This is a genomic window from Sphaerotilus microaerophilus, from assembly GCF_023734135.1.
In the GTDB taxonomy this organism is placed as follows: domain Bacteria; phylum Pseudomonadota; class Gammaproteobacteria; order Burkholderiales; family Burkholderiaceae_C; genus Sphaerotilus; species Sphaerotilus microaerophilus.
In genome coordinates, this window is sequence record NZ_AP025730.1 from 2,950,152 (window position 1) to 2,965,705 (window position 15,554).

The 15,554-nt window shown below is 70.6% G+C and carries 11 protein-coding genes and 2 pseudogenes; 4 read left to right on the forward strand and 9 right to left on the reverse strand.

The annotated features are described in order from the left end of the window. Positions 1 to 112: 112 nt before the first annotated feature. The 3 genes and pseudogenes from NGK70_RS12800 to msrB all read left to right on the forward strand — a co-directional run bounded on the left by NGK70_RS12800 (position 113) and on the right by msrB (position 2,076). Positions 113 to 991, forward strand: coding sequence for a plasmid replication/partition related protein (locus NGK70_RS12800; RefSeq protein ID WP_251973579.1), 879 nt, complete (start codon positions 113 to 115; stop codon positions 989 to 991). A gap of 107 nt (positions 992 to 1,098) precedes the next feature. After that, positions 1,099 to 1,602: pseudogene (gene msrA / locus NGK70_RS12805) on the forward strand (peptide-methionine (S)-S-oxide reductase MsrA); the annotation flags it as partial. 96 nt (positions 1,603 to 1,698) lie between these two features. Continuing rightward, positions 1,699 to 2,076: a peptide-methionine (R)-S-oxide reductase MsrB gene (gene msrB, locus NGK70_RS12810; protein WP_251973769.1), complete on the forward strand. Its 378-nt coding sequence runs from the start codon at positions 1,699 to 1,701 to the stop codon at positions 2,074 to 2,076. A 109-nt stretch (positions 2,077 to 2,185) separates the two neighbouring features. Here msrB and NGK70_RS12815 read toward each other — a convergent pair whose 3' ends face one another. Together NGK70_RS12815 and NGK70_RS12820 are read right to left on the reverse strand one after the other, a co-directional pair. Next, the gene (locus tag NGK70_RS12815) at positions 2,186 to 3,883 is read right to left on the reverse strand and encodes a lactate permease LctP family transporter (RefSeq protein WP_251973580.1); all 1,698 of its coding nucleotides are present in this window, start codon (positions 3,881 to 3,883) and stop codon (positions 2,186 to 2,188) included. A 125-nt stretch (positions 3,884 to 4,008) separates the two neighbouring features. After that, on the reverse strand, positions 4,009 to 6,837 hold the full coding sequence (locus NGK70_RS12820) for an FAD-binding and (Fe-S)-binding domain-containing protein (protein ID WP_251973581.1): 2,829 nt from the start codon (positions 6,835 to 6,837) through the stop codon (positions 4,009 to 4,011). Positions 6,838 to 7,097: 260 nt separating this feature from the next. Between NGK70_RS12820 and NGK70_RS12825 the strand changes: the two genes are divergently transcribed. Beyond that, the gene (locus tag NGK70_RS12825) at positions 7,098 to 7,868 is read left to right on the forward strand and encodes an FCD domain-containing protein (RefSeq protein WP_251973582.1); all 771 of its coding nucleotides are present in this window, start codon (positions 7,098 to 7,100) and stop codon (positions 7,866 to 7,868) included. A 10-nt stretch (positions 7,869 to 7,878) separates the two neighbouring features. Here NGK70_RS12825 and NGK70_RS12830 read toward each other — a convergent pair whose 3' ends face one another. The 7 genes and pseudogenes from NGK70_RS12830 to NGK70_RS12860 all read right to left on the reverse strand — a co-directional run bounded on the left by NGK70_RS12830 (position 7,879) and on the right by NGK70_RS12860 (position 15,471). Continuing rightward, positions 7,879 to 9,117: a Bcr/CflA family efflux MFS transporter gene (locus tag NGK70_RS12830; protein ID WP_251973583.1), complete on the reverse strand. Its 1,239-nt coding sequence runs from the start codon at positions 9,115 to 9,117 to the stop codon at positions 7,879 to 7,881. A 60-nt stretch (positions 9,118 to 9,177) separates the two neighbouring features. Continuing rightward, positions 9,178 to 10,632, reverse strand: a complete 1,455-nt coding sequence (locus tag NGK70_RS12835; protein ID WP_251973584.1) for a permease — start codon at positions 10,630 to 10,632, stop codon at positions 9,178 to 9,180. A 51-nt stretch (positions 10,633 to 10,683) separates the two neighbouring features. Then, complete coding sequence (locus NGK70_RS12840; protein WP_251973585.1) at positions 10,684 to 10,917, reverse strand: thioredoxin family protein; 234 nt, start codon at positions 10,915 to 10,917, stop codon at positions 10,684 to 10,686. A 49-nt stretch (positions 10,918 to 10,966) separates the two neighbouring features. Beyond that, on the reverse strand, positions 10,967 to 12,019 hold the full coding sequence (locus NGK70_RS12845; protein WP_251973586.1) for a permease: 1,053 nt from the start codon (positions 12,017 to 12,019) through the stop codon (positions 10,967 to 10,969). A 98-nt stretch (positions 12,020 to 12,117) separates the two neighbouring features. After that, positions 12,118 to 13,155: pseudogene (gene arsB / locus NGK70_RS12850) on the reverse strand (ACR3 family arsenite efflux transporter); the annotation flags it as partial. A 2-nt stretch (positions 13,156 to 13,157) separates the two neighbouring features. Then, positions 13,158 to 14,420, reverse strand: coding sequence for an organoarsenical effux MFS transporter ArsJ (arsJ, locus tag NGK70_RS12855; RefSeq protein ID WP_251973587.1), 1,263 nt, complete (start codon positions 14,418 to 14,420; stop codon positions 13,158 to 13,160). A 7-nt stretch (positions 14,421 to 14,427) separates the two neighbouring features. Beyond that, the gene (locus tag NGK70_RS12860; RefSeq protein ID WP_251973588.1) at positions 14,428 to 15,471 is read right to left on the reverse strand and encodes an ArsJ-associated glyceraldehyde-3-phosphate dehydrogenase; all 1,044 of its coding nucleotides are present in this window, start codon (positions 15,469 to 15,471) and stop codon (positions 14,428 to 14,430) included. Between the last annotated feature and the right edge of the window lie 83 nt (positions 15,472 to 15,554).

Below are 15,554 nucleotides of genomic sequence, written 5' to 3' on the forward strand. Positions count from 1 at the left end.
TGACTCGCTGAACTGTTGACCCAGCCCGGCCGGCCCTGCGTCGGCCGGGCTGTTGCGTCTGCAGGCACCTAGAATCCGCGCCCCGGATCCCCTCCCTGCTGCGCCCGCCCCCATGAACATCGTCGTCAACGAAGAACTCAAGGCCTTCATCGATCCCCTGACCGCCGAAGAGCGCGAGGCGCTGGAACGCAGCCTCCTCGCCGAGGGCTGCCGCGACGCGCTGGTGCTCTGGGGCGACGTGCTGGTCGACGGGCACAACCGCCACGAGATCTGTACGCGCCACGGCCTGCCGTTTCGCACCGTGCAGAACCCGGCCTTCCACTCGCTGGAAGACGTGCAGCTGTGGATGATCGACCAGCACCTGGGGCGGCGCAGCGTGTCCGACTACCAGCGTGGCGTGCTGGCACTGCGCAAGCGCGAGATCGTCGCAGCCCGCAAGGCGCGGGTGCTGGCCGGCTCTGCCCAGGCTGCCGAGGAGGCCGCTGCAACGGCTGCTGCCGAGCCACCGCCCTGGGAGGGTGACGCGGAGGGCGTGCCCGGGGTGCCGCCGGCTGCTGCTTCTGTCGCCGGGACCGGCTCGGCCGAAGTGGCCCTGCAGCCGCCCGACCCGCTGAACACCCGCGAGGCGCTGGCCCGAGCCGCCCGGCTGAGCAACAGCCAGGTGGTGATGATCGAGAAGATCCAGAAGCAGGCCGCGCCCGAGGTGGTGGCCGCGGTGCGCAGCGGCACGTTGTCGATCAGCGCCGCGGCCGCCGTGGCCAGCCTGCCGGCCGAGGAGCAGGTGGCCGCCGCCGCCGGCGGGCAGGAGGAACTCAAGCAGGCGGCCAAGCGGGTGCGGGAATCGCGCCGCCGGCCGCGCGAAGAGGCACCGGCCCCGGAGCCGGTGGACGCCGACCTGTTGGCCGCGCTGCGCGAGCGCATCGCCGAGCTGACCGCCGAGAACGAGGCGCTGCGCGAGGAGGTCGCCCGCCTGAAGGGCTCGGCAACCTGAGGTCGCACGCCGACCTGCCGGTGCAAATCGCCCCTGGTCAACCGGGTGGCGCCTTCTGCGGCACCATCGCGGCTCCTGAACGGAGTTCATCGCGGAGTGCCGACATCATGACCACTGAACGAACCGAAACCGCCCTGCTGGCCGGCGGCTGCTTCTGGGGCATGCAGGACCTGGTGCGCCGCCTGCCCGGCGTGCTGGGTACCCGCGTGGGTTACAGCGGCGGCGACGTGCCGAACGCCACCTATCGGAACCACGGCAGCCATGCCGAGGCGCTGGAGGTGGTGTTCGACCCGGCGCAGCTGAGCTACCGGGACCTGCTGGCCTTCTTCTTCCAGATCCACGACCCGACCACCCCGAACCGCCAGGGCAACGACCGGGGCACGTCGTACCGCTCGGCCATCTATTTCACCTCGCCCGAGCAGGCGCAGGTGGCGCGCGACACCATCGCCGATGTGGAGGCCAGCGGCCTGTGGCCCGGTCGGGTGGTCACGGAAGTGGCGCCGGCCGGCCCGTTCTGGGAGGCCGAACCGGAGCACCAGGACTACCTGCAGCGCTACCCCGACGGCTACACCTGCCACTACCCGCGCCCGCACTGGCGCCTGCCGAGGCGGGACGACCGTGCCGCCGCCGCGCCGGTGGCCGAGCTGTTGACCTGGTCCGGCGTGCTGGACCTGGTGCGCCACGGCCAGCCGGCACCGCCGCAGCGGGTGGAGCGCAGCGAGGCCGAGTGGCGCGAGCGGCTCACGCCCGCGCAGTTCCAGATCACCCGGCTGAAGGCCACCGAGCGGCCCGGCAGCTCTGAGATGTGCCGCCTCTTCGAGCCCGGGCGCTACCGCTGCGTGTGCTGCGGCACCGAGCTGTTCGACGCCACCACCAAGTACGACAGCCACAGCGGCTGGCCCAGCTTCACCCAGGCCATCGCCCCGGGCCGGGTCGCCTACGTGGGCGACGAGAGCCACGGCATGTGGCGCATCGAAACCACCTGCGCCGTCTGCGATGCGCACCTGGGCCACGTCTTCCCGGATGGCCCGCCGCCCAGCGGGCTGCGCTACTGCATCAACGCACTGGCGCTGGAAAAAGTCTGAGCTGACCGCAGCCGGCCGGCCCGGAAAGCACAAAGGCGCCCGCGGGCGCCTTTCTCGTCTGTGAAGCAAGGTGCAAAGGGGCGAGGCACCAGGCCCGCCCCCGCCAGGTTCACTGCGGGATCATGCCGGTCAGCCAGTAGGCCTGCAGGTAGGTGATGACGCCGACGATGGTCGCGAAGAACAGGCTGTGCTTGAGCGTGAAGCGGAACAGGTCCGACTCCTTGCCCACCAGGCCCACGGCCGCGCAGGCCACCGCAATGGACTGCGGCGAGATCATCTTGCCCGTCACGCCGCCAGTGGTGTTGGCCGCCACCAGCAGGGTGTCGCTCACGCCGATCTGGTGGGCGGTGGTGGCCTGCAGCGAGCCGAACAGCGCATTGGCCGAGGTGTCGGAGCCGGTCAGGAACACGCCCAGCCAGCCCAGGAAGGGCGAGAAGAACGGGAAGGCCGCGCCCGTGCCGGCCAGCACCAGCGCCAAGGTGGACGACAGGCCGGAGTAGTTGGCCACGAAGGCGAAGGCCAGCACCATGCCGATCGAGAAGATCGGGCGGCGCAGCTCGGCCAGCACCTCGCCGAAGGCGCGCAGGCCGTCCATCGGCTTCACGCGCAGCACCACCATCGAGACGATGGCCGACAGCAGGATCGCGGTGCCGGTGGCCGACAGCAGGTCGAGCTTGTAGATCGCCTCGTAGGCCTTGTTGGAGGCCACGATCGGCGCGGTCTTGATGACCAGGTTGTGCAGGTGCGGGATCTCGAACTTGAACACCAGGCCGGCCAGGGCGCCGCCCTTGTCGAACAGGCTCTTGAAGGGCTTCAGGCTCCAGACAGTGACCATGACGGTCAGGATCAGGAAGGGCGACCAGGCCTTGATGACCTGCCCGGCGCTGTAGCCCAGCGGCTCGCGGCGCGACGGCGCCTCGCTGAGCATCGGGGCACCGGCCACGGCCGAGGCGCCCACGCCGCCAGCGGGCAGGAAGCGGAAGGTCTCCTTGGGGTGCCAGACCTTCAGGAACAGCGTCAGGCAGACCAGGCTGACCAGCGCGGAGGTGATGTCCGGCAGCTCGGGGCCGAGGTAGCTGGCGGTGAAGTACTGGCTGACCGCGAAGCTGCCACCGGCCACCAGCACGGCGGGCCAGGTGTCCTTCACGCCCTTGAGGCCGTTCATCATGAACACCAGCCAGAAGGGCACGAACAGCGACAGCAGTGGCAGTTGGTGGCCGGCCATCTTGCCGATCAGGAAGGGGTCGATGCCCGTCACCTTGCCGGCCACCAGGATGGGGATGCCCATGGCGCCGAAGGCCACCGGGGCGGTGTTGGCGATCAGGCACAGGCCGGCGGCGTACAGCGGGTTGAAGCCCAGGCCCACCAGCAGCGCGGCGGTGATGGCCACCGGGGCACCGAAGCCGGCCGCACCTTCCAGGAAGGCGCCGAAGGCGAAGCCCACCAGCAGCATCTGCAGGCGCTGGTCGTCGGTGACCGACAGGATCGAGGCGCGGATGACCTCGAACTGGCCGGTCTTGACGGTCAGCTTGTAGAGGAACACCGAGCACACGATGATCCACGCGATGGGCCACAGGCCGTAGACGAAGCCGTAGCCGGCCGAGGCCAGCGCCATGTCCACCGGCATGCCGTAGAACAGCACCGCGATCAGCAGCGACAGCCCGACGGTGATCGAGCCGGCCACGTGGCCGCGCATGCGGCGCACCGCGAGCGCGAAGAAGAAGAACACCACCGGGATCACGGCCACCAGCGCGGAAATCGCGAGGTTGCCGGCCGGGTCGTAGTTTTGCAGCCAGGTTTCAGGCATGGGGACTCCAACGCCACCCGGCCGCTGCCGGGTGGAGGGACAAGTTCAGGAAGAACGGGAAGGGCGGGGAGGGGAGAAAAACGGAGAACAGGAAAGCGGGACCGGGATCGGGGTCAGGATCAGGTTCAGGCCGGGCTGGCGCAGTCGTCGAGCAGCGCCTCCAGGCTGCGGTAGGGGATACCGCTGTGGCTGGCCAGGCCGATCTGGCAGGTGCGGCTGGCCGAGACGCCGCAGCCGCAGCCCTCGGGCAGCAGCGGCTTCAGGCGCTTGAGGCTGTTGGCATTCAGCTCGGGGCGGTTGAAGCCCATGTCGCCGGCAAAGCCGCAGCAGGCGATGTCGGGCACCGTCACCTCGCCCGCGCACTGCTTCGCCAGGGCCACCAGCTTGGCGCCGGCGCCCAGCTTGCTGGTGCTGCAGGGAACGTGCACGGCGAGCTGGTCGACCTGCGGGGTCAGCTTCAGCCGCGGCACCACCTGGTCGTTCAGGAAGCTGACGGCGTCGTGCAGCTTCAGGCGGGCGTCGAGCTGGCCGGCGCGCTGCGCCTCGATCAGCCGCAGCGCGCAGGGCGCGTTGTCCAGGTAGACCGGCCCGCGGCCGCTGTCGCTGGCCTGCAGCAGCGCGGCTTCGGTGCGGCGCAGGGCGGCCAGCGCGGCATCGCTCGCGCCCTTGCTCTCGAAGGGCTGGCCGCAGCACAGCGTGGCGATGTGCGCCGGCAGCTTCGGCGCCCAGCCGGCCTTGCGCAGCAGGCGGAAGGCCGCGTCGGCCAGGGTGTCGCCGCCGCCCGGGTTCTCGGCGAAGGCGCGGTTCACGCAGCTGGCGAAGTAGACCAGCGGCTCGCCCGCGCTGGCGGGGACATCCGCGGGCAGGGCACCGGCCGGGCCGGGCGTGGCTACCGGGGCCACCGGCACGACCGGAATGACCCGGTGCACCGCCTCGTTCAGGCTGTGTACCCGGTCGGCGCCCAGCACGCCACGGGCCAGCTTGAGCACGCCCAGCCCGGCGCGGGCGGTGCCGACCACGGCGCCGAGGTGGCGCTCCAGCGTCTCGGCCAGGGCAGGGCGTTCAGTCGGGCCGCGCAGCTTCTTGACCAGCGTGCCGGTGTTGATGCCCACCGGGCAGCGCGTGGCGCACATGCCGGTGGTGGCGCAGGTGTCCAGGCCAAGCCAGCCGTATTGCTGCTCCAGCTCGGCCAGCAGCGCAGCGTCGCTGCCGTCGCGCCGCAGCTGCTGGATGCGCCGCCACAGCACGATGCGCTGGCGCGGCGTCAGCGACAGGCCGTTGGACGGGCACACCGGCTCGCAGAAGCCGCATTCAATGCACTTGTCGACGATATCGTCCGCCGCGGGCAGGCGCTTCAGGTCCTTCAGGTGGATCTGCTCGTCGCGGCTGATGATCACGTCCGGGTTCAGCAGCCCGGCGGGGTCGAACAGCTGCTTGAGGTCGACCATCACCTCGTAGGCCTCGTCGCCCCACTCCAGCCGCACGAAGGGCGCGACGTTGCGGCCGGTGCCGTGCTCGGCCTTGAGCGAGCCGCCGAACTCCACCGCCACCAGCTGGCCCACGTCGTCCATGAAGCGGCTGTAGCGCTGCACCTCGGCGTCGCTGTCGAAGCCGGGCGCGAAGACGAAGTGCAGATTGCCGTCCAGCGCATGGCCGAAGATCAGCGCCTCGTCATAGCCATGCTGGCCCAGCAGCGCGCGCAGGCGCAGCACGCCTTCGGCCAGGCGCTCGACCGGGAAGGCCACGTCCTCGATCACGCAGGTCGTGCCCACCGGCCGGGTGGCGCCCACGGCCGGGAACAGGCCCTTGCGCACCGCCCAGTAGGTCTCGCACACCGCCGCGTCGGTCGAGAAACCGCTGTGCGCTGCCGGCGTGTGGCCGGCCAGCACGGTGTTGATCTGCGCACAGTGCGTGGCCAGCTCGTCGGCGCTGGCGCCGCGGGTCTCGATCAGCAGGGCGGCGGCGCGCGGGGTGGCGGCGGTGGTGACGCCGTAGAGGAAGTCCGGCAGCCCGGCCTTGCCCTGCACCGCCAGGATGCTGGGCTGGTCCACCAGCTCCACCGCGTCCACCGCGCCCTGGGCCTTGAGCGCGCTCACGGCCTGGCAGGCCGCTTCCAGCTCATCGAACAGCACCAGGGCCGAGGCCTTGTGCGGGTGGTCCGGTACGGTGTGATAGGTGATGCCGGCGATGAAGCCCAGCGTGCCTTCGGAGCCGATCATCAGGTGGGCCAGCATGTCCACTGGGTCGATGAAGTCGATCAGCGCATTGATGCCGTAGCCGGTGGTGTTCTTCAGCCGGTACTTGCGGCGCACCTTGGCTTCCAGCGCTGGGTTGGCGCGGATGCGCTCGGCCAGGGTCTCCAACCCGCGCAGCAGGTCGGCGTGGCTGAGGCGGAAGGCCGCGACGCTGGCCGCGTCCGCCGTGTCCAGCAGCGTGCCGTCGCCCAGCATCACCCGCAGCGCGGCGAGGGTGTGGTAGCCGTTCTGCGCCGTGCCGCAGCACATGCCCGAGCTGTTGTTGGCCGCCATGCCGCCGATGCGCGCGGTGGCGATGGAGGCCGGGTCCGGGCCGATCTTGCGGCCGAAGCGGCGCAGCGCGTCGTTGGCATGCTGGCCGATCACGCCCGGCTGCAGGCGGATGCGGGCGCCGCCGTCGAGCACCTCGATGCCCGTCCAGCCTTCCTGGATCAGCACCAGCACCGAGTCCGTCACCGCTTGGCCGGACAGGCTGGTGCCCGCCGCGCGCAGCGTCACCGCCACACGGAAGGAGTGCGCCAGGCGCAGCACCTGGGCCACCTCGGCCTCGTTCAGCGCGCGCACCACGATCTGCGGCAGCAGGCGATAGAAGCTCGCGTCGGTGCCCCAGGCCAGCGTGCGGGCCGGGTCGGTGATGAGTCGCTCGGCGCTCACGTGCGGGCGCAGGGCTTCCAGAAAGGCGGCGTGTTGCGGTGACATCGGGCGATCGCGCGGCAGGCCGATCGCGTCCCGCTGCGGCGTGTTCCGGCAGGTCGATCGACGTTTGGTTAATTGGTCAGTCCACTAGAGTGGCGCTGTGGGTCGCATTAAACGGTTGCCGAGAGCAATCGTCAATCCATAACGCCTAGGGTTTACACCTAAAATCCTGCAAATTGGTCATTGGTAAGACCAATATTACTTACAGTCTCAGCGGTACTACGTAGGTTTGATATCATTGGTATGACCAATCAGAACATCGCATGCCCGCACCGCTGCCCGCCCTCCAGCCGCTGAACACCCGCAAGCTGTCCGACCAGATCGTGGCGCAGCTCGAAACGCTGCTGCTCGAAGGCAGCTTCCGCCCCGGCGACCGCCTGCCGCCCGAGCGCCAGCTGGCCGAGCAGCTGGGGGTGTCACGCCCCTCGCTGCGCGAGGCGATTCAGAAGCTCGCCGCCCGCGGCCTGCTGCTGTCGCGCCAGGGCGGGGGCACCTACGTCACCGAGCGGCTGGACGCCGGCTTCACCCAGCCCTGGCAGGACATGCTGGTGCGCCACCCGGAGCTGCAGGGCGATGTGCTGGAGTTCCGCCGCATGCTCGAAGGCACGGTGGCCCGGCTGGCGGCCGAGCGCGCCACCGAGGGCGACCGGGAGCGCATCGGCCGCCTGTATACACAGATGCAGCAGGCCCACGCCGGCAACGAGCGCGATCGCACCTCCGAGATCGACGCCAGCTTCCACCAGGCGCTGGCCGACGCGGCGCACAACGCACTGTTCACTCACCTGACCGGCAGCCTGATGAACATGCTCAAGGGGCATGTGCACGAGAACATCGCCAACCTCTTCGCCGCCGGCGACGTGAGTGCGCAGCTGCTGGAGCAGCATGGCCGCGTCTGGGCGGCGGTGCAGGCCGGGGATGGCGCCGCGGCCCAGGCGGCGGCCGAGGCGCACATCGACTTCATTGCCAGCACCCTGGGCACGATGCGCGAGGTGGCCGCCCGGCGCGAGCGCACGCAGCGCCGCGGCGCGATCTGAGCCGAAGGCTTCAGTGCCCCGCCGGCCGGGTCGGGGCGGCGGGCGGCATGAGCATCATCGGCACGCTGGCGCAGGCGGCCAGCCCCAGCATCAGCCAGCCCAGGTTGACCACGCCGTGGTGCGGCATCAGCCCGACCAGGTAGCCCCCCAGCGCACCCATGAGCTGCTGGGAGACGCCCGCCACCGCGGCGGCTGAGCCGGCCAGGGCCGGCAGCAGGCCCACGGTGCCGGCCAGGGCGGGCGGCACCAGCAACCCGTGCCCCACGCCGAGCAGCATCAGCGGCAGCGACAACGCCAGCGCGCTGTGCCAGCCGGCCAGGCCGAGGCCCAGCATCAGCGCGATGCCGGCCAGCGTGAGCGCCTGCCCGGCGCGCAGCATGCGGCGCTCGCCCAGGCGGTGCACGATGCGCGAGGTGAGGAAGCTGCCGGCGATGTAGGACATCGGCACGCACATGATGTACAGCCCGATGCCCTCAGGCCCGACACCCAGGCTGCGCAGCACCACCGGCGCACCGCCCAGGAAGGCGTAGAAGGTGGCCGTGGTCATCGCCAGGATCGCGACGTAGGCCACGAAGCGCGGCTCACGCGCCAGCTGCAGGTAGGCCTGGCCCATCGCGCGCAGCCAGTGGTCCCCGCCACCGGGCGTCACCGGCACGGCCGGCCGGTGTGCCTGCCTGGGCAGCATGCGCCAGGACAGCCCCCACAGCAGCGCAGCCAGCAGCGCGATCAGCCAGAAGTTGGCCTGCCAGCCCCAGCGTACATGCAGCTGCCCGCCGATCAGCGTGGCCAGCGGCGGGCACAGGCCCAGCGTCATGCCGATGTAGGCCATCACGCGGGTGCGCTCGGGGCCGGTGAACAGGTCCTGCACCATCGCACGGCCCACCACCATGCCCGCGGCGGCGCCGGCGCCCTGGAGGGCACGGGCCGCGACCAGCACCGCCAGGCCGGGCGCCAGGGCGGCGGCCAGCGCACCGGCCAGGCTCAGCGCGAGGCCGAACAGCAGGATGCGGCGGCGCCCGAGCCGGTCCGACAGCGGGCCGTAGAACAGCTGCAGCCCGCCATAGGTGAGCACGTAGGCGCTGAAGGTGAGCTGCACTGCCGGCTGGCCGACGCCGAAGATCGCACCCCACTCCTGCATCGAGGGCAGGCAGATGGTCATCGCCAGCAGGCCGAAGGCGAGCTGCGCGAGCAGGTTGGCCAGCAGAGCGCCGCGCCGCGGATCGGTGGGTGCAGGAAGGGTGTCAGGCATGCGCCGAGGGTAGTCGACCCCGGCGCAGCCCGCCCGCAGCGCCGGGCGCAGGCCGCACGATCAGGAGGCCTGGGCCCCGCCCACGGCCTGGCGCCGCCCGTGCAGCCAGCTGAGTGCGGCGGCGAGGCCGGCGAGCGCGCCGAGCAGCCCCAGGCCGATCCAGCCGGGCGCAACCCCATCGACCCAGGCACCGTAGATCAGCCCGGCGGCGATGCTGAACAGCGCCACCAGGCCGACGTAGGCGGCGGTCTGGCGCCGGCCGATCACCGCTGCGACCATCAGCATGCTCTGCAGGCTCAGCTCCGGGTCGGCCATCAGGTAGGCCAGCAGCGGGCCGGGGTGCATGCCCAGGTCGAGGAACATGCGCGCCACCGGCACCTCGACCAGGGTCGGGAAGTACATGAACACGCCGAACAGCACGGCCACCGCATTGGCGCCCAGGCTGTTGCGCCCGGCCAGCGTCTGGATCCAGGCCGGGTCGATCAGCTGGCGCACCACGCCGACGACAAACACGCCCGCCACCAGCAGGCCGAAGATCTGCTTCACGAAGCGCCAGGATTCCCACAGCCAGGCCTGCAGCGCGTCGGCATCGAGCCGGCGGGCGAAGGTGAGCACAGCCAGCAGGGCGGCGGCGACCGCCAGCACCCGCCCGGTGAGTTGCAGTTGCAGCCCGCCGCCGCCCGGAACCAGGCGCAGCGACGCCACCAGCAGCGTGGCCGCCGCCAGGCCCAGCGCGATCCAGGTCCAGCGGCCCATGCCCTCGAAGATGGTTTCCAGCCCCTTCCAGGCCGCCACGCCGATGGCGGCCAGCAGCACGATCAGCAGCGAGCCCTGCAGGCTCACGCCTTCCTCGCCCTTGGCCGCGTCGAAGGGCACCCAGCCGTTGAGCGTGGCCTGCCAGGGCTCGGCCCAGGCGAGCGGCAGCTGCAGGCTCAGCAGCGTGGCGTTGAGCGGCTGCACCTTCAGCGTGCCAGCGATCAGCAGCGCCACCAGCGACAGCAGCACGCCGGTGGCGGCCGGGCCGATGCTGGCCTGCTCGGCGAACAGCGCGTCGGTCTCGGCGTCGTGCGAGGCATCGTCGCGCCAGAACAGCAGCGCCATCGTCAGCCCGATGCCGATGCCAAACAGCGCGCACAGCAGCAGCCGTGCGATGGCGAACTCCGGCCCGAGGATGCTGCCGGTGTAGGCCAGCGCCAGCACGTTGCCGGCCGGTGCGAAGAACAGGAAGGTGATCGCCGGCCCCAGGCCAGCCCCCTTCTTGTGGATGCCCGCGAACAGCGGCACGATGGTGCAGGAGCACACCGCCAGCAGCGAGCCGGCTGCCGCCGCCGCGGGGTAGGACACCCGCCAGGGCGTGCCGCGCCCCAGCCAGCGGGTGATGCTGGCCTTGGGGATCAGCGCCGTCATCGCCCCGGCGATGAAGAAGGCCGGCAGCAGGCACAGCAGCACATGGGCCGCCAGGTAGGCCGCCAGGTTGCCGGCGCCAGCGCCGAGCAGGTGCAGGAGGGTGTCCATGCAGGGCCTCGCGTGTCCGGGGTCTGAGGTCTGAGGTCTGGGGTCCGGGGGTCAGGCGGCGAACCAGCCCTCGATCTTCGCCAGGCTCGGCACGCCGCCCGCGTGCACGACCTTGCCGTCGATCACCACGCCCGGCGTGGCCATCACGCCGTAGCCGACGATGTCACGCATGTCCTGCACCTTCTCCAGGGTGATGGCGGCCCCGCGCTCCCTGGCGACCTTCTCGATCAGAGCAATGGTCTGCTTGCAGTTGGCACAACCGGTGCCGAGTACCTTGACGTCCATGGGGTTCTCCTCATTGAACAGGGAATGAAGGGAGGGGGGCGGCCGTGGATCAGATCACGGCGTTGAAGACGAAGCCCACCAGCAGGATGCCGGTGGCCACCACGGCGACGAACGTGGCGATCAGCCGCAGCTTGAGCACCTTGCGCAGGATGACCATCTCGGGCAGCGACAGCGCGATCACGCTCATCATGAATGCCAGCACCGTGCCCAGCGCGGCGCCCTTGGCCAGCAGCGCCTGCACGATCGGGATGACACCGGCGGCGTTGCTGTACATCGGCACACCGATGAGCACCGCCAGCGGCACCGACCACCAAGCCTGCTTGCCCATGATCGAGGCCATGAAGTCCTGCGGCACCCAGCCGTGGATCGCCGCACCGATGGCGATGCCGGCGAGGATGTAGGGCCAGACCTTGCCGACGATCTCGCGCACGCTGACCAGGCCGGCGCCGATGCGATCGGCCAGATCCAGGTCGTCGGCCTGGGCGGTGGCCTGCAGCCGGGGCATGTCGCGTACCCAGTCCTCCAGGTGCGCCTCCATGCGCAGCCGGCCGATCACCCAGCCGGCCACGATCGCCACCGTCAGCCCCAGCGCCAGGTAGAGCAGCGCGATGCGCCAGCCGAACAGGCCGAACAGCAGGGCCAGCGCCACCTCGTTGACCATCGGCGCCGAGATCAGGAAGGAAAACGTCACCCCCAGCGGCACGCCCGCCTGCACGAAGCCGATGAACAGTGGCACGGCCGAACAGGAGCAGAACGGCGTCACGATGCCCAGGGTGGCGGCCAGGACGTTGGCCAGACCTTCACTGCGCCCGGCGAGCAGCGCGCGGGTGCGCTCGGGGGTGAAGTAGGAGTTCACCATCCCCATCACGAACACCACCGCTGTGAGCAGCAGCAGCACCTTGGGGGTGTCGTAGAAGAAGAACTGCAGCGCGCCGCCCAGGTGGCTGTCACGCGCCACCGGCAGAGCGGCGACCAGCGCCTCCGCGGCTGGGGTCAGTGAGCGGTAGAGCAGCCACCACACCAGCGCCGACAGCAGCAGGAAGGCCTGCGGATGCAGCCGGGGCCACGCGCGAGCGTGCCGGACCCATGCGAGTGCTGTCATTCACCAACTCCCTGCCGGCCCTCCGGCAGCCTGACTGAAGGATGCGCCAGCGGTGGGCGGTCGCATTGCGCGCCGTCAAGCCGGGCGGGGGAACCTGCCTCGTACCAGCCCCGGCTTCGGTTGACCACGCGCACCACCAGCAGCATCACCGGCACCTCGATGAGCACGCCGACCACGGTGGCCAGCGCCGCGCCGGACTGGAAGCCGAACAGGCTGATCGCCGCGGCCACCGCCAGCTCGAAGAAGTTGCTCGCGCCGATCAGCGCCGAGGGGCAGGCCACGCTGTGCGACTCGCCCAGGCGGCGGTTGAGCCAGTAGGCCAGTGCCGAGTTGAAGAAGACCTGGATCAGGATCGGCACCGCCAGCATGGCGATCACCAGCGGCTGCGCCAGGATGGCCTCGCCCTGGAAGGCGAAGAGCAGCACCAGCGTGGCCAGCAGCGCCAGCACCGACCAGGGGCCGATCTTTGCCAGCGCGGTGTTGAAGGCGTCCTGCCCGCGGCGCAGCAGCGCGCGGCGCCAGGCCTGGGCAATCGCCACCGGGATGACGATGTAGAGCAGCACCGAGGTCACCAGCGTCGCCCAGGGCACCGCGATCGACGACAGGCCCAGCAGCAGGCCGACGATGGGCGCGAAGGCGAACACCATGATGGTGTCGTTGAGCGCCACCTGGCTGAGCGTGAACAGCGGGTGGCCGCCGGTCAGCCGGCTCCAGACGAAGACCATCGCAGTGCAGGGCGCCGCGGCCAGCAGGATCAGCCCGGCGATGTAGCTGTCCAGCTGCGCGGCGGGCAGCCAGGGGGCGAAGACCTGGCGCACGAACAGCCAGCCCAGCAGCGCCATCGAGAAGGGCTTGACGGCCCAGTTGACGAACAGCGTCACCCCGATGCCGCGCCAGTACTGGCGCACCTGGTGCAGCGCGCCGAAGTCGATCTTCAGCAGCATCGGGATGATCATCACCCAGATCAGCAGCCCCACCGGCAGGTTGACCTGCGCCACCTCCATGCGGCCGATGGTCTGGAAGGGCCCGGGCAGCCACTGGCCGAGGGCGATGCCCACGACGATGCACAGGAAGACCCAGACGGTGAGGTAGCGCTCGAAGACGCTCATCGGGGCGGGGGCGGGGGCATCGGTCATGGTCAGGTCCTCAGGGGGGGCCGCGTCGGCAGGGCCAGAGTGATCCCCCAGCAGGCCACCAGCAGCAGCGCCGAGCCGGCCAGCGTGCCGACCAGGCCGGTCCACTGGTAGAGCAGGCCCGACATCAGCGTGCCGGCGAAGCGGCCCAGCGCGTTGGCGGCGTAGTAGAAGCCGACGTCCTCGGCCGCCTTCTCCGACCCGGCATAGGCCAGCACGAGGTAGGAGTGCACCGAGGAGTTGACCGCGAAGGCGATGCCGAACACCGCGAGCCCACCGACGACAACCCACTCCAGGTGCGGCACCCGGGCTACCACCAGCCCGGTCAGGACCATCGGAACCAGCGCGAGCAGCGCCGACCACAGGCGGGCGGCGGGCACCTCGGCACTGAGCCCGTCGTCGCTGCGCCGCACCAGGGCCGGCGCCAGGGCCTGCACCGCGCCGTAGCCGATCGTCCACAGCGCCAGGAAGCCGCCCACCATCGTGAACTTCCAGCCGGCCGAGTACAGGAAAACCGGCACGCCGACGACGAACCACACGTCGCGCGCGCCGAACAGCACCACCCGGGCGGCGGCCAACAGGTTGATGCCGCGGTTCTTGGCGAACAGCTCCCGGGCCGACGTCGACGCGCGGCTCTTGCCCATCAGCGGTGGCACGAAGGCCAGGACGCCGACCAGCACCAGTGCCAGCAGCGCTGCCATCCCCCACAGCGCCTGCTGGAAACCCACCGCCTGCAGCAGCACGCCGCCGAGGAAGAAGCCGACGCCCTTCATCGCGTTCTTGCTGCCGGTGAAGAAGGCCACCCACTTGAAGAGCTGGCCCGACGCCTCGCCCGCAGTGAGCTTGATCGCCGACTTGCTGGCGGTCTTGGTCAGGTCCTTGGCGACGCCGCAGACGCCCTGGGCCAGCACCACCCAGGCCACCGACATCGCCGCGGTCCACCCCGGCGACAGCGCCGACAGCAGCAGGAAGCCGCTGATCTGCGTGGCCAAGCCCACCGCCAGCATGCGTGCAATGCCGTAGCGCGTGGCCAGCCAGCCGCCGACCAGGTTGGCCACCACGCCCATCGCCTCGTAGAGCAGGAACAGGAAGGCCAGCGTGAAGGGCGAGTAGCCCAGGCGGTGGAAGTGCAGCAGCACCAGCATGCGCAGCGCACCGTCGCTGAGGGTGAAGCCCCAGTAGGCGGCGGTGACGATGGCGTAGTTCCTCGCCCCTCGCCCGGCCTGGGCGGATCCGGCGCTCAGCCCCTGCGCGTGCTCGTGGTTCATGGCCGCCTCAGAGGCCCTGGCGCTGCAGGTGGCAGGCAAGGTCGACCATGCGGCAGGCGTAGCCCATCTCGTTGTCGTACCAGGCGTAGACCTTCAGCAGCGTGCCGTCGGTGACCATCGTCGAGGGCGCGTCGACGATCGAGCTGCGCGTGTCGCGGGCGTAATCGGCGCTGACGAGCGGGCGCTCCTCGTAGCCGAGGATGCCGGCCAGCACGCCCTGGGCGGCCTGGGCGAACAGCGCGTTCACCTCGGCCGGCGTGGTCTCGCGCCGCAGCTCGAAGACGCAGTCGGTCAGCGAGGCGTTCAGCACCGGCGCGCGCACCGCGTGGCCGTTGAGCTTGCCCTTCAGCTCGGGGTAGATCAGCGCGATCGCCGTCGCGCTGCCGGTGGTCGTGGGCGCCAGGCTCAGCATCGCGCTGCGGGCGCGGCGCAGGTCCTTGTGCGGCGCATCGACCATCAGGTTGGTGTTGGTCGGGTCGTGGATGGTGGTGATCTGGCCGTGGCGGATGCCCAGGGCCTCGTGCACCACCTTCACCACGGGCGCCAGGCAGTTGGTGGTGCAGGAGGCGGCCGTCACGATGCGGTGGCGCGCGGGCTCGTACAGGTGCTCGTTGACGCCGACGACCACGTTCAACACGTCGCCCACCTTGACCGGCGCCGCGACGATCACGCGCTTGGCGCCGCGGTCCAGGTGGCCCTGCAGCGTGTCCGGCGTCAGGAACTTGCCGGTGCACTCCAGCACCACGTCCACGCCCAGGTCGCCCCAGGGGATCTCGGCAGCGGTGGCGTGCGAGGAGAAGCCCAGCCGGCGCTCGCCGATCCACAGCGCGGCGTCGCCGTCGGCGGCGATGCGGTTGCGCCAGCGCCCCTGCACGCTGTCGAATTCGAGCAGGTGCGCCGTGGCGGCGGCGCCGCCCTTCAGCTCGTTGAGGTGCACCACCTCCAGCCGGTTGTCCGCGCGGGGGTCGTCCGCGGGCCGCTCCGCCGCGCCCATCGCCGCCCGCAGCGCCAGCCGCCCGATGCGCCCCATGCCATTGATGCCGACTCTCACGATCGCAACTCCATCAGAAACTGGAAATCAGAACTGGAACCTCGAATGATTCGATTATTTTAGAAATGACGTATGACCATTCG

Coding starts and splice junctions, on each gene's coding strand:
- NGK70_RS12800 (WP_251973579.1), top strand. CDS start 113: ATGAACATCGTCGTCAACGAAGAACTCAAGGCCTTCATCGATCCCCTG.
- NGK70_RS12815 (WP_251973580.1), bottom strand. CDS start 3,883: ATGCCTGAAACCTGGCTGCAAAACTACGACCCGGCCGGCAACCTCGCG.
- NGK70_RS12820 (WP_251973581.1), bottom strand. CDS start 6,837: ATGTCACCGCAACACGCCGCCTTTCTGGAAGCCCTGCGCCCGCACGTG.
- NGK70_RS12825 (WP_251973582.1), top strand. CDS start 7,098: ATGCCCGCACCGCTGCCCGCCCTCCAGCCGCTGAACACCCGCAAGCTG.
- NGK70_RS12830 (WP_251973583.1), bottom strand. CDS start 9,117: ATGCCTGACACCCTTCCTGCACCCACCGATCCGCGGCGCGGCGCTCTG.
- NGK70_RS12835 (WP_251973584.1), bottom strand. CDS start 10,632: ATGGACACCCTCCTGCACCTGCTCGGCGCTGGCGCCGGCAACCTGGCG.
- NGK70_RS12840 (WP_251973585.1), bottom strand. CDS start 10,917: ATGGACGTCAAGGTACTCGGCACCGGTTGTGCCAACTGCAAGCAGACC.
- NGK70_RS12845 (WP_251973586.1), bottom strand. CDS start 12,019: ATGACAGCACTCGCATGGGTCCGGCACGCTCGCGCGTGGCCCCGGCTG.
- arsJ (WP_251973587.1), bottom strand. CDS start 14,420: ATGAACCACGAGCACGCGCAGGGGCTGAGCGCCGGATCCGCCCAGGCC.